Source organism: Kitasatospora sp. NPDC002522, from assembly GCF_053595195.1.
The window spans coordinates 40,043-52,274 of the sequence record NZ_JBSFXE010000014.1 but is presented as its reverse complement, the minus strand read 5'-3'; the positions used below and the strand labels follow the sequence as shown (position 1 = coordinate 52,274).

12 protein-coding genes are annotated in these 12,232 nt (G+C 71.5%); 8 read left to right on the top strand and 4 right to left on the bottom strand.

Annotated features, from left to right (window positions below; genetic code table 11):
- The first annotated feature begins 10 nt into the window (after positions 1 to 10).
- On the top strand, positions 11 to 889 hold the full coding sequence (locus ACWD4U_RS14565; RefSeq protein WP_363449030.1) for an alpha/beta fold hydrolase: 879 nt from the start codon (positions 11 to 13) through the stop codon (positions 887 to 889).
- Positions 890 to 994: 105 nt separating this feature from the next.
- Positions 995 to 2,260 carry a cytochrome P450 gene (locus ACWD4U_RS14560; RefSeq protein WP_363449032.1) on the top strand — a complete coding sequence of 422 codons (1,266 nt, stop codon included), beginning with the start codon at positions 995 to 997 and terminating at the stop codon, positions 2,258 to 2,260.
- An 85-nt stretch (positions 2,261 to 2,345) separates the two neighbouring features.
- Here ACWD4U_RS14560 and ACWD4U_RS14555 read toward each other — a convergent pair whose 3' ends face one another.
- Both ACWD4U_RS14555 and ACWD4U_RS14550 read right to left on the bottom strand, forming a co-directional pair.
- Complete coding sequence (locus ACWD4U_RS14555) at positions 2,346 to 2,729, bottom strand: VOC family protein (RefSeq protein WP_363449034.1); 384 nt, start codon at positions 2,727 to 2,729, stop codon at positions 2,346 to 2,348.
- 71 nt (positions 2,730 to 2,800) lie between these two features.
- On the bottom strand, positions 2,801 to 3,955 hold the full coding sequence (locus ACWD4U_RS14550) for an acyltransferase family protein (protein ID WP_363449036.1): 1,155 nt from the start codon (positions 3,953 to 3,955) through the stop codon (positions 2,801 to 2,803).
- A 294-nt stretch (positions 3,956 to 4,249) separates the two neighbouring features.
- On the opposite strand from ACWD4U_RS14550, the gene ACWD4U_RS14545 reads away from it, so the two are divergent.
- The 5 genes from ACWD4U_RS14545 to ACWD4U_RS14525 all read left to right on the top strand — a co-directional run bounded on the left by ACWD4U_RS14545 (position 4,250) and on the right by ACWD4U_RS14525 (position 8,306).
- The gene (locus ACWD4U_RS14545) at positions 4,250 to 4,588 is read left to right on the top strand and encodes a VOC family protein (protein ID WP_363449038.1); all 339 of its coding nucleotides are present in this window, start codon (positions 4,250 to 4,252) and stop codon (positions 4,586 to 4,588) included.
- A gap of 82 nt (positions 4,589 to 4,670) precedes the next feature.
- The gene (locus ACWD4U_RS14540) at positions 4,671 to 6,182 is read left to right on the top strand and encodes an MFS transporter (protein WP_363449040.1); all 1,512 of its coding nucleotides are present in this window, start codon (positions 4,671 to 4,673) and stop codon (positions 6,180 to 6,182) included.
- A gap of 72 nt (positions 6,183 to 6,254) precedes the next feature.
- Positions 6,255 to 6,545 (top strand): DUF1905 domain-containing protein, encoded by a 291-nt coding sequence (locus tag ACWD4U_RS14535; protein WP_363449042.1) that lies wholly within the window; start codon positions 6,255 to 6,257, stop codon positions 6,543 to 6,545.
- A 160-nt stretch (positions 6,546 to 6,705) separates the two neighbouring features.
- Positions 6,706 to 7,008 (top strand): hypothetical protein, encoded by a 303-nt coding sequence (locus ACWD4U_RS14530; protein ID WP_363449044.1) that lies wholly within the window; start codon positions 6,706 to 6,708, stop codon positions 7,006 to 7,008.
- Positions 7,005 to 8,306: an FAD-binding protein gene (locus ACWD4U_RS14525; protein ID WP_363449046.1), complete on the top strand. Its 1,302-nt coding sequence runs from the start codon at positions 7,005 to 7,007 to the stop codon at positions 8,304 to 8,306. Before ACWD4U_RS14530 ends, ACWD4U_RS14525 begins: the two co-directional genes overlap by 4 nt.
- Positions 8,307 to 8,576: 270 nt before the next feature.
- Here the strand turns inward: ACWD4U_RS14525 and ACWD4U_RS14520 are convergent, their stop codons facing one another.
- A complete protein-coding gene (locus ACWD4U_RS14520; protein ID WP_363449338.1) occupies positions 8,577 to 9,743 on the bottom strand; it encodes an epoxide hydrolase family protein in 1,167 nt (388 codons plus the stop codon).
- A gap of 231 nt (positions 9,744 to 9,974) precedes the next feature.
- On the opposite strand from ACWD4U_RS14520, the gene ACWD4U_RS14515 reads away from it, so the two are divergent.
- Positions 9,975 to 11,300, top strand: a complete 1,326-nt coding sequence (locus ACWD4U_RS14515) for an FAD-dependent oxidoreductase (protein ID WP_363449048.1) — start codon at positions 9,975 to 9,977, stop codon at positions 11,298 to 11,300.
- Between the two features lie 156 nt (positions 11,301 to 11,456).
- Here the strand turns inward: ACWD4U_RS14515 and ACWD4U_RS14510 are convergent, their stop codons facing one another.
- Complete coding sequence (locus ACWD4U_RS14510) at positions 11,457 to 12,092, bottom strand: TetR/AcrR family transcriptional regulator (RefSeq protein ID WP_363449050.1); 636 nt, start codon at positions 12,090 to 12,092, stop codon at positions 11,457 to 11,459.
- Between the last annotated feature and the right edge of the window lie 140 nt (positions 12,093 to 12,232).

Sequence of the window (12,232 nt, the reverse complement as noted above, 5' to 3'; positions counted from 1 at the left end):
GAGACCGGCAATGGCAGTTGACGAGACGGCGGAAGACCACGGCGTGGCACCCGAGGGCCTGCCCCTCGACGACGACTACATGGGCCCGCGCGACCTCGAGGTCAGGACCGTGCGGTCGGCCGACGGCACCACCATCGCCTACGAGAAGTCCGGCAGCGGCCCCGCCGTCGTGGTGATCGGCGGCGGCCTCAACGACCGCGCCATGTTCACCCCGTTCGCGACGCTGCTGTCGGACCACTTCACGGTCTACAACTACGACCGCCGCGGCCGGGGCGACAGCGAGTACGGCGACCCCGAGCAGTTCAGCATGCAGAAGGAGATCGAGGACCTCGCCGCGGTCATCGCCGAGACCGGCGAGCCGACCTCGGTCTTCGCCAACTGCACCGGCGGCATGATCGCCATCGAGGCCGCCGCCCAGGGCGTGCCGATGGCCAAGCTCGGCCTGTACGAGCCGCCGTACAACTCGCCGAAGGCCACCCCCGAGCAGATCGCCCAGCTCAAGGTGTACATCGAGGAGGACCGCCGCGAGGAGGCGGTCACCATCTTCGCCAAGGACATGGTCCGGTTCATCACCGAGGACCGCCTCGACTACTTCAAGCAGCACCCGGCGTGGGCCGCCTTCGAGTCGATGGCGCCGTCCGCGCTCTACGACGCCATCATCAGCGTCGAGTACAACGACGTCCCGCACGCGATCCTGCCCAAGGTCCAGGTCCCGACCCTGATCCTGACCGGCACCGACTCCTCCGCCGCGATCCGCAACGCCTGCGCCGAGGTCTCCAAGGAGATCCCGGGCGCCAAGCTGATCGTCATGGAGGGCGAGGGCCACCTGTTCAACCAGAAGAGCGGAGCACCGGTCTACACGGAGTTCTTCTCGGGCGAGGCCGCCTGAGGGACGGAGCGACCGCGTCGGGCCGCACGTGCGGCCCGACGCCGACGCATCCGCGCACGACCGGGCACCACGGCGCGATCGAGGGGTACGCACACCATGAACGGCATGACACAGCTCCAGGACACTGCCGACGGCGACAGCGGGGCACCCGCTCCGACGGGCGGATGCCCGATGCTGCTGTCCGGCACCCGCCGCGGACTCGACCTCGCCGACGAGGTCGCACGGCTCCGCGACGGCGGTGAACTCGGCCAGGTGGTCGACGCGTTCGGCCAGGAGGCCACCCTGATCACCCGCTACGACGACGTGCGGGCCCAACTCTCCGACACCGACGGCTTCCACGTCGGGACCGTGCCGCTCCCGCCCGTGCTCCTGGAGCGAGGCTTCGACCTCGACGAGGTCAACCGCCGCCGCAAGGTCGGCAACCTGATCATGCTGGACCCGCCCGAGCACACCCGGCTGCGCAAGATGGTCACCGCCTGGTTCACCTCCCGGCGGGTCGAGCGGCTCCGCCCCCGCGTGGTGGAGATCATCAACACCGCGCTGGACGCCATCGAGCAGGCCGGCCCGCCGGTCGACCTGGTCGCGATGTTCTCCAAGGTCGTCCCGGTGATGGTGATCTGCGAACTCCTGGGCGTCCCCGAGGCCGAGCGCGAACGCTTCTGGACCACCTACTCCCCGCCCGACGGCCCGTCCAGCCCGCTCAACGAGCTGCGCCGCCTCGGCGAGGCGGGCTGGGTGAACCGGGAACTGATCGCCCATCACCGCGAGAACCCCAGCGACGACGTGATCGGGATGCTGCTGCGCGAGTACGGCCCCGGCACCGGCGGCAACGAGCTCACCGACGACGAACTGGTCGGCCTCGCCAACGCACTGCTGATCGCCGGCCACGAGACCACCACCCAGATGCTCTCGCTCGGCACCCTCGCCCTGCTGCGCCACCCGGAGCAGCTCGCCCTGGTCCGGGACCACCCCGCGGCCGTCCCCGGGGCGGTCGAGGAACTGCTGCGCTACGTGGGCGTGCTGCACGGCGGCTTCGTCCGGATCGCCACCCGCGACACCGTCATCGGCGACCACAAGATCCAGGCCGGCGAACTCGTCATCCCCGCGCTCGCGACCGCGAACCGGGACCCGCGGCTGCTCGCGGACGGCGACCGGCTGGACGTCACCCGACCGCCCACCAGCCACCTCGCCTTCGGGCACGGCGTGCACTTCTGCATCGGCGCCCCGCTGGCCCGGCTGGAGCTGCGGGAGGCCTTTCCGGCGCTGCTCCGGCGCTTCCCGAAGCTGCGACTGGCCGTTCCGGAGAGCGAATTGGAGTTCGCGGACGACACCGTGGTCTACGCGCTGCGGAGCCTGCCCGTGACGTGGTGAGGCCCGCGACCGTGCTCGGCGCGGGCGGCGACGCAACACCGGGGCGGCGCACTCGACGAGGAGTGCGCCGCCCCGGTGTCGTGGTTCAGGCGCTCTTGAGGCCGACGACGTTCCCGTCGAGGTCGGTGAAGGCGGCGATCTTGCCCATCGGCGTGGGGGTGGGCTCCATGGTGCGGGTGGCGCCCAGCTTCTCGGCCTGTGCCAGTGCCGCCTCGACGTCGGCGACCGGGAAGTACGCGACCAGCCCGGTGTACGGGGCCCCGGGGCCGGCCTGGCCGATTCCGCCGGTCGGCGGGGCGTTGGTGCCGCTGACGAGGGCGTAGTTCTCGTCGAGGGCGTTCACCTGCCAGCCGAACAGTTCCTGGTAGAAGTTCCGGGCGCGCTCCGAGTCGGGGGTCGACAGGTCGAACCACACGGGAACGGGGACATTTCCGGTCGACGTGGCGTCGACGCTGTTTCCATCAGCCATGCCGCCATCCTACGTGCCCGGCTCGCGCCGGGCGCCCGATTCCCTTGCCCGGCGCGTCCGATGACGGTCCGTCAGGCGGTGACGGACCGTCCGGCGCGTGGCCGCGGGCGGGCGAAGCGCCGCATCAGCGGGCGCTCGATGCCGTAGTACATGCCCGTGGACACGGCCAGGGTGAGGGCCAGGTCGAAGGCCAGGATGCCGAAGCTCACAGGAGTGGAGAAGGTGTCCGGGCCGAGCGAGAACCGCACCGTCATGTAGACCAGCAACTGCGAGAGGTAGAAGGCGTAGGAGATGTTGCCGAGCCACACCATCACCCGGCTGCGCAGCACGGTGCGGTGCCCCCGGAGGTCGGCGTTGGCGGCGGCGGCGATCAGCAGGGCGATCGGCAGGACGCTGACGGCGCGCAGGCCGTAGAGGTACGGGACGAACATCGCGAGGACGTAGCTCGCCGCCATCAGCAGACCGGCCGGCAGCGTGCCCATGTCGCGCCAGCGCCCGGTCTGGACGGCGCGGGCGACCAGGATGCCCAGGGCGAACTCCAGCAGCCGCGAGGGCGGGAAGATGTAGGCCAGGTACAGCTGGAGCTCGGAGGCCGGGCCGGTGATGACGTGCGGGCTGCTCGGCAGCGAGAGCGACAGCAGGACGGGGACGGCGACGTTGGCGGCCACCAGGCCGGTGATCCAGTGCCGCAGCCGCTCGGCCGGGACGCGGCGCAGGAAGGCGTACAGGAGCGGGAAGGAGGCGTAGAACAGCGCCTCGACACCGACCGACCAGCTGGGCATGTTGACGCTGAAGAAGGCGTTGATGTCCGGCACCCAGGGCTGGAGCATCGCCAGGTTCAGCAGCAGCACCCAGAGCGGGGTGATCGCCGCGGCGTACATCAGCGCGGCGAGCGCGAAGGTGAACAGGTAGTTGGGATAGACCTTGGCGAGCCGCCGGCGCCAGAAGGCCCGCGCGGTGTCGCCGGGCCGGGCGGACCAGGTGAGCACGAAGCCGCTGAGCACGAAGAAGGTCTGGACGCCGATGCCGCCGCCGGGCAGCGCGAGGGCGTGCAGTCGGTCGTTGAAGTGGCCGTCGCGGAAGAGGGTGAGCTTCTCCACGTTCTGGGTGGAGTGGTAGATCCAGACGGCGAACGCGGCGACCCACCGGAGGCCGGTCAGTGACGGCAGCCGGGTGGCGACCTGCTCCGGTCTGAGCTGCTTCGGCGGCGAGAAGGTACCCGTCATGTCGTGCCCCATCCGTGTGTGCGGAAATCAGCGAGATCCGATCACTCCGCGTCGATCCCGGGCACCTTCCGGGTTGCTGACCTTCGGTGCGAGAGTGGTCCCCGGGGCGCGAAGCGGGCGTGGGACACGGAGACTGACTGATCGTCAGTCACTCGGGGCGGTCCCGGCCCGGGGGCGACACGCCGCGGGAACCGGTGGCCGGCCTCGGTCGTTGCGCACTGCCGCACCCGCGTATACGGTGTGAACATGGCTAATGTAGACAGCGTAGACACTGCGCCGGGAAGTCACTCGCACGTGCCTTCGTGGTTCGACATCTCGACTCCGAACTCCGAGCGAATCCGGGGTTTCTACCAAGAGCTGCTCGGTTGGACGGTGCACGTCCTGGACGACACCTACGCCCTGGTCGGCGGCGAGGGCGGGACGCTGAGCGGCGGCATCGGCCAGGCCGGCCCCGGTAGCCCGTACACCGGGGTGGTCGTGTACTTCCCGGTCGACGACGTCGAGGCCGCGCTGGAGCAGGCGGTGAAGCTCGGCGGGACCCGCCGGCTGGACCCGGTTGCCGTGCCCGGCCGCGGCCGGATCGCCGTCTTCGACGACCCCGACGGCAACACCGTCGGTCTCACCGGCCCCTGATCCGATCCATCCAGGTCCGGCCCGCCGGGCGCGGGCCCTGCCGGCAGACGGCACGCCCATTCCACACCCAAGGGAGACAAGAGTGTCCACCGTAGACTCCAGCTCGGCCGCGGAAGGGGCCGAGGTGACGGCGCCAGGCGCCGCGGAGACCACCGGAGACCCCCGGCGGTGGAAGGCCCTCGGCCTGCTCGCCGGGCTGCAGTTCATGATCCTGCTGGACATGACCATCGTGAACGTGGCGCTGCCGAAGATCCAGGCGTCGCTCGGCTTCTCGCAGTCCGGCCTGGCCTGGGTGGTCAACGGCTACCTGCTGATGGCGGGCGGCCTGCTGCTGCTCGGCGGCCGGCTCGCCGACTTCTACGGTCGGCGCAGGCTGCTGCTCACCGGTGTCGTGATCTTCACCGTCTCCTCCGCGGTCTGCGGCGCCGCCACCAACCAGGGCATGATGATCGCCGGACGGTTCGGGCAGGGCCTCGCCGAGGCGATCGCCGCCCCGGCCTCGCTCGGCCTGCTCGCCCTGCTGTTCACCGACCCCAAGGAGCGCACCAAGGCGCTCGGCCTGTGGGGCGGCCTGGCGGCCCTGGCCGGCACCCTGGGCTACGTGCTCTCCGGCGTGCTGACCGACCTCGGCGGCTGGCGCTGGATCTTCTACATCAACCTGCCGGTCGCCGTCGTCGTCCTGTTGCTGCTCCCGCGGATGGTCGCCGAGAGCCGGATGGCGCGCGACGCCTCCACCGGACTCGACGCGGGCGGCGCGATCACCTCCACCCTCGGCCTGTTCGGCATCGTCTTCGGCCTGCTCCAGGCCGCCGACCACCCGTGGGGCTCGGCGCGGGTGGTCGTCCCGCTGGTGGCGGGCGTCGCCCTGCTGCTGGCCATGCTGATCATCGAGCGCCGGGTGGAGAACCCGCTGATCCCGCTGGAGTTCTTCGCCAACCGGACCCGCTCGGTCATCAACCTGACCTCGCTGTTCTTCATGGCCTCCTTCATCTCCTACACCTTCATGCTCACCCTGTTCGAGCAGGAGGTGCTGAAGTACTCGCCGCTCCAGGGCGGCCTGGCCTGGCTGCCGCTGAGCGTCGGCATCGGCATCGGCATCGGCGCGGGCACCGCGCTGGTGCAGAAGGTCGGCGTCAAGGCGGTGGTCGGCGTCGGCTTCATCGGCGCGGGCGTGGGCCTGTTCCTCACCAGCAACCTGGCCGTGAGCTCCTCGTACGCCGGCGGGATCCTGCCCGGCATGCTGGTGTTCGGCGTCTTCGCCGGCGCGACCATGCCCGCCGCCACCAACGCCGCCCTGCACGGCGTCACCGCCCAGGACTCCGGCCTGGCGTCCGGCGTCCAGACCACCATGCAGCAGGTCGGCTCCGCGCTCGGTCTGGCGACCCTGGTCACGCTGGCCTTCCGGCACGCCAAGAGCGCGATCATGGACGGCACCGCGCCGGACGTCGCGTTCACCTCCGGCTACACGCTGGCCTTCACGGTCGGCGGAGCGCTGATGGTGATCGGCGGCATCCTGGTGTTCCTGCTGTTCGAGAAGGTCGACCCGACGCTGCGCAACCCGATGGCGGAGATGGTCGAGAAGCAGGCCGCCTGACCGGTCCCGGCCCCCGGCCGGGACGAACCCCCGTACCACCCGAACCGCTGCCACACCCTGGAGGACACACCCATGGCCGCCACCGAGAAGCCCGCCCAGGTGCTCGACACCACCTTCACCGCGCCGATCGAGGTCGACGGAGCCTACCCGACCTACGTGACCGTTCCCGGCTCCGCCGAACTGCTCGGCACCCGCCGCCCGGTCAAGGTCTCCGGCACCATCGACGGCCACCCGTTCAGTGCCACGCTGATGCCCTCCGGCCAGGGACCGCACTGGCTGCCCGTCAAGGCCGCCCTGAAGAAGCAGGTCGGCAAGGACGCGGGCGCCGAGGTGACCGTCCACCTGCAGGAGCGCCACTCCTGACACCCCGTCACGAAAGCGGCCCGGCTCGCCCCGGGCCGTTTTCGCGGCCCAGCAATTCCGGATATTCCCGCCCCCGGCCGGAACGGCGAGCATGGGGCGGGAATACCCCTGCGGCACCGCGTATCCGATGGACCCATTACTCGCGACTTCAGGAGCCACCGTGGGCAAGGCATTCGTCATCCGCTATGAAATGCGCCCGGAGACCGCCGACCAGAACCAGGGCATCATCGAGAACGTCTTCGCCGAACTCGCCGAGAACAACCCCGAGGGCGTCCGCTACGCCTCCTTCCGGCTCGACGACGGCGTGACCTTCGTGCACGTCGGGATGATCGACGAGGGCAGCAACGGACTCGCCGAGACCGCCGCGTTCCAGGAGTTCCAGAAGGGCTTCGGCGACCGGGCCGCCGGTGCGCCGGACGCCAGCGGCGCCACGCTGCTGGGCTCGTTCGGGTTCGACAGGTGATCATCGGGTTCGAGCCCGCCGCCCGGGCCTGGGCCGACTGGCCCGGCCCGGGCGTCGTCGAGCTGCCCCCGCTGCGCGGTGAACTGTCCGTCGGCGAGGCCGAACTCGACGCCGCCGCACGCGACTTCGGCAACCGGGTGCACCGCAGGCCGCTGGCCGTGCTGCGGCCCGGCGGCGCCACCGACGTGGCGGCGATGGTCCGGTTCGGCCGGCGCTGCGGGATCCCCGTGGTGCCGCGCGGAGCCGGGCACGCCGTCGACGGGCAGGCGCAGACCGACGGCATCGTCATCGACCTGACCGCGCTGCGCGCGGTCCACCGGATCGGCGCGGACCGCATCGAGGTGGACGCAGGCGCCCGATGGAGCACCGTGGTGGACGCCGCGCTGCTGGTCGGCCTGGTCCCGCCGGTGCTGCCCGACTACCTGGAACTCACCGTCGGCGGCATCCTCTCGGCCGGAGGGTTCGGCGGCGCCAGCCACCGGCACGGCGCCATCGCCGACCGCGTCCTCGAACTCGAAGTGGTCACCCCCGACGGTGAGTTGACCAGCTGCTCGGCCGAGCACAACGACAAGCTGTTCGACGCGGTGCGCGGCACCCAGGGCGAGCACGGCATCATCACCCGCGCCACCGTCGCCCTCGCCCCGGCCCGCGTGCTGGCCCGCCGGTACGTGCTGACCTACCGCGAGCTCGGGCCGTTCCTCGCCGACCAGTTGCGGGTGATGGCCGACCGCCGCTTCGACCAGACGATCGGCCAGGCCCGGCACACCGAGGCCGACGGCTGGAGCTACACCCTGGAGGCGCTCGCCGCCTACGACCCGCCGGACGAGCCCGACGACGCGACGCTGCTCGACGGGCTCGCCCACCAGGCCCTCGAACGACAGGACATGACGCTCCGTCAGTTCCTGTACCGGCTCGTCCCGTTCGAGGCGCAGTTGCGCGAGCTCGGCTCCTGGCAGGACCATCCGCACCCGCGGTGCAACGTGCTGCTGCCCGGGCGGCACGCCGAGGCGGTGATCGCCGACAGCCTCGCCGGGCTGCGCGAACGCGACCTCGGGCTCGGCGGCAACGTGCTGCTCTACCCCGTGCCGACGGGTCTGCTCGGCGCACCCGGCATGCCGAAGGCCGCCGACCCGGTGACCTGGCTGTTCGGCCTGCAGCGCACCGCCCCGCCAGGCGATGCGGAGCTCATCGAGCGGATGCGGCTGGGCAACGAGGAACTGCGCGCCACGGTCCGCCGGCTCGGCGGCGTCGACTACACGTACCCGACCGCGTACCACCGCACCCTGCACGGGAGCTGACGGAGGTACGACGAAAGGCCCGCGCAGGGGTGGGACGCTGCGCGGGCTTTGGGGGTTTGGGGAGATGGGGGCGCTGCCCGGGAGCTGACGGAGATACGGCGAGGAGCCCGCGCAGGGGTGTGCCGCTGCGCGGGCTTTTCGCTGCGCGGGTGTGCCGCTGCGCGGGCCTGGGGGTTTCGGGGAGATGGGGCGTTGCGCGGGAGCTGACGGAGGTACGGCGAAGGGCCCGCGCAGGGGTGGGATGCTGCGCGGGCTCTTCGGTGGGCGGGGTCAGTGGGTGTCGCGGAGGGCGCGGTTGAAGGCCTGGAGGTCGGTGACGAAGAGGTCGGGCTCCTCCAGGGCGGGGAAGTGGCCGCCGCGGTCGTACTCGGCCCAGTGGATGATGTTCGGGAACCCGCGGTCGGCGAACTTGCGGATCGGCTGCGCCGGGTCCGCCGGGTAGACGGCGACGCCGAACGGGACGTCCAGCGGCGGCGGCGCGGCCGGCGGGACCGGCGCGGTGGGCAGGATGTCGGCGATCTCGACGTAGAAGTTGTTGCTCGACGCGGCGGTGTTGGTCAGCCAGTAGACCATCACGTTGGTGAGCAGCGCGTCCCGGTCGACCGCGTCCTCGGGGACCTTCTCGGTCTCCGCCCACTCCATGAACTTCTCGACGATCCACGCGAGTTGGCCGACGGGGGAGTCGGTCAGCGCGTACGAGAGGGTCTGCGGGCGGGTGGACTGGATCTTCATGTAGCCGGACAGCTCGGTGGCGAACCGGCCGAGCAGGCCCAGCCGGCCGAAGTCCGCCTCGGTGAGGTCCGCGAGGTCCGCCGGGTCGTCGGACGGCGGGGTGATCAGGAAGTTGACGTGCGTGCCGAGCACGTGCGGCCGGTCGATGGCGGACAGCACCAGGCTGGTCCAGGCGCCGAGGTCGCCACCCTGGACCACGTACTGGTCGTAGCCGAGGCGGGCCATCAGCTGGGCCCAGGCGCCGGCCACCCGGGGCAGGTTCCAGCCCGGTTCGGGGAACGGGCCGGAGAAGCCGAAGCCCGGGAGGGTGGGGATGACCAGGTGGTACGCGTCGGACGGGTCGCCGCCGTGCGCGCGCGGGTCGGTCAGGGGGCCGATCACGTCCAGGTACTCCACGAAGGAGCCCGGCCAGCCGTGGGTGACGATCATCGGGGTGGCGTCCGGCTCGGGGGAGCGGACGTGCAGGAAGTGCACCCGGGTCCCGTCGATCTCGGTGGTGAACTGGGAGAAGGAGTTCAGCCGCGCCTCCTGCTTGCGCCAGTCGTAGCCGGTGCGCCAGTACCCGACCAGGTCCTTGAGGTAGGAGAGCGGCACGCCGCGGCTCCAGCCCTGGTTCGGCAGCTCGCCCGGCCAGCGGACCGAGTCCAGACGCCTGTGCAGGTCGTCCAGGTCGGCCTGCGGGATCTCGATGCGGAACGGTTCCACCAACAGCCCCTTCCATCGTCAATGCACCCACGGAAAAATGACGGTTCAACGGCCGTTCACGGGGAATTCCCGGATGCCGCCGCGCCGTCCCCGGGCCACGGTATGGAGTGGCCTGACGGGGTGACAAGAGCGGTCGGTCCAGTGAGCATTCTGGAAGAATTGCCTCCGCCCGGCGGCCGGTACCTTGAGAAACCACATCGAGGGTTTCCAGCCGATTCGGAGGGCCGTGCAGTGGGCAATTACGTCGGCGATCACGCGGTGGTTCTGGGCGGGAGCATAGGCGGGTCGCTGGCCGCCCGGATGCTCGCCGACGCCTACCGCAAGGTCACGGTGGTGGACCGCGACGAGCTGTTCGGCCCGACCGGTCCGCGCCGGGCGATCCCGCAGGGCCACCACATCCACGCGCTGCTGGCCCGTGGGAAGCAGATCCTGGACGAGGTCTTCCCCGGCTTCACCGAGGAGCTGGTCTCGCTCGGCGTCCCGGTCGGCGACTTCGGCACCAGCCTCAGCTGGTACTTCAACGGCTCCATGATGAAGAAGACGGAGACCGGACTGGTCTGCGTGGCGGCCGGCCGGCCGCTGCTGGAGGAGCGGATCCGGCTGCGGGTCAACGCCTTCGACAACGTGACGTACCTTCAGCACACCGACGTGCTCGGGCTGACCGCGACCCCCGACGGGGGCCGGATCACCGGCGTCCGGATCCAGGCCCGCGCCGAGGGCTCCGAGGAGCAGCGGCTGGAGGCCGACCTGGTGGTCGACTGCACCGGCCGCGGCACCCGTACCCCGCGCTGGCTGACCGAGCTCGGGTACCCGCAGGTGCAGGAGGAGCGGGTCAAGATGGACCTGACCTACACCACCATGTGGTTCAAGGGCCCGCTGAGCTTCGACCCGATCGGCGACGACATCGCGCTGATCCCGGTCGCCACCCCGGCGATGCGGCGCGGCGCGATCTTCGCGCGGATGCCCGACTCGTACGCGATCTCGCTGACCGGCATCCTCGGCGACAAGCCGCCCACCGACTACGCCGGGTTCATGGCGTACGTGGAGTCGCTGCCGGTCCCGGAGATCGCCAAGGCGGTGAAGGACGTCGAGCCGATCGGCGAGGCGATGACCTTCCACTTCCCGGCCAGCATCCGCCGCCGCTACGAGCGGCAGGCCCGGCACCCCGAGCGGCTGCTGGTGATGGGTGACGCGGCGAGCGTCTTCAACCCGGTGTACGGGCAGGGCATGACGGTCGCCTCGATCGAGTCGCTGGTGCTGCGCCGGCACCTGGAGCAGGGCGTGCCGCAGCCGGCCGCGTTCTTCCGCGACCTGGCGAAGGTGGTCGACGGGCCGTGGGACATGGCGGCCGGCGCCGACCTCGGCTTCGACGGCGTGGAGGGCAAGCGCGACCTGAAGTGGTGGCTGGGCAACCAGTACATCCCGCGGCTGCAGGCCGCCGCGGTCAAGGACGAGCAGCTGTCGGAGGCCTTCCTGCGGGCGGCCGGGCTGGTCGACCCGCCGACCGCGCTGATGCGGCCGCGCGTGATGGCGCGGGTGCTGCGGCCCGCCCGCTGACCCTGTGACGGCCCGTCAGGCATCCGCCCGGCGGGCCGTCGGCCTGCCCCCGGGCCGGCGGCGCGGCCGGCCGTCGCGGGGGCGCGGCCGGGCCTCACCACGGTGCGGGGGCACGGCCGGGCCCACCGCGGCGCGGCCGGGCCTCCTGATGGGCCGTCAGCCCACCTTGCGGATGCCGTCGATGATGGTCTCCACCACGTGCTCGGCCAGCTTGTCGATCACCGCGCGGTCCTGGTAGCGCAGCGGTCCGCGGGTGGCCAGGTCGGCGAAGCCGTGCACGGCGGACCAGCACGCCCACTCGGCGTGGACGCGGCGCTCGGGCGTCAGCGCGCCCGCGTCCACGATCCCGTCCAGGGCGTCCAGCAGCAGCTGGAACGGCGGCGGGACGTGCTCGCCGACCGCCGACGGGTCGCCCTCGCCGCGCTCCTCCTGGGTGAGGATGGCCAGCGAGAACCAGCCGGGTTCGGAGAGCGCGAACTGGATGTAGCCCAGGCCCACGCCGCGCAGGTGCCGCAGCGCGGTCTCGGCCGGGTCGTCGTCCGGCGGCGCGGCGTGCATCTGCTCCAACATGGCCCGGGCGAGCCGCTCGTGGGCCTCCGCGGCGACCGCCATCACCAGGCTGCGCCGGTCCGCGAAGTGCCGGTAGGCGGCGTTCGGCGTGACGCCGACGGACCGGGTCACCTCGCGCAGCCCCAGGGCCGCCTCGCCGCCCTGCCGGGCCAGGCGCAGGCCTGCCTCCACCAGAGCAGCGCGCAGATTGCCGTGATGATACGAGCGCGTACCGGCGGCCATGGTCGCGATGCCTCCTGCTCGGGTTTACGGTGTAAACATCGTCGATGTGGACAGTGCATACTTTACGTCGGTCGAGCACCAGTATGCGCCCACCCCGCCTGTTCACCACCACCCGCCCCGTACCCGGCCCGGGCACCCGC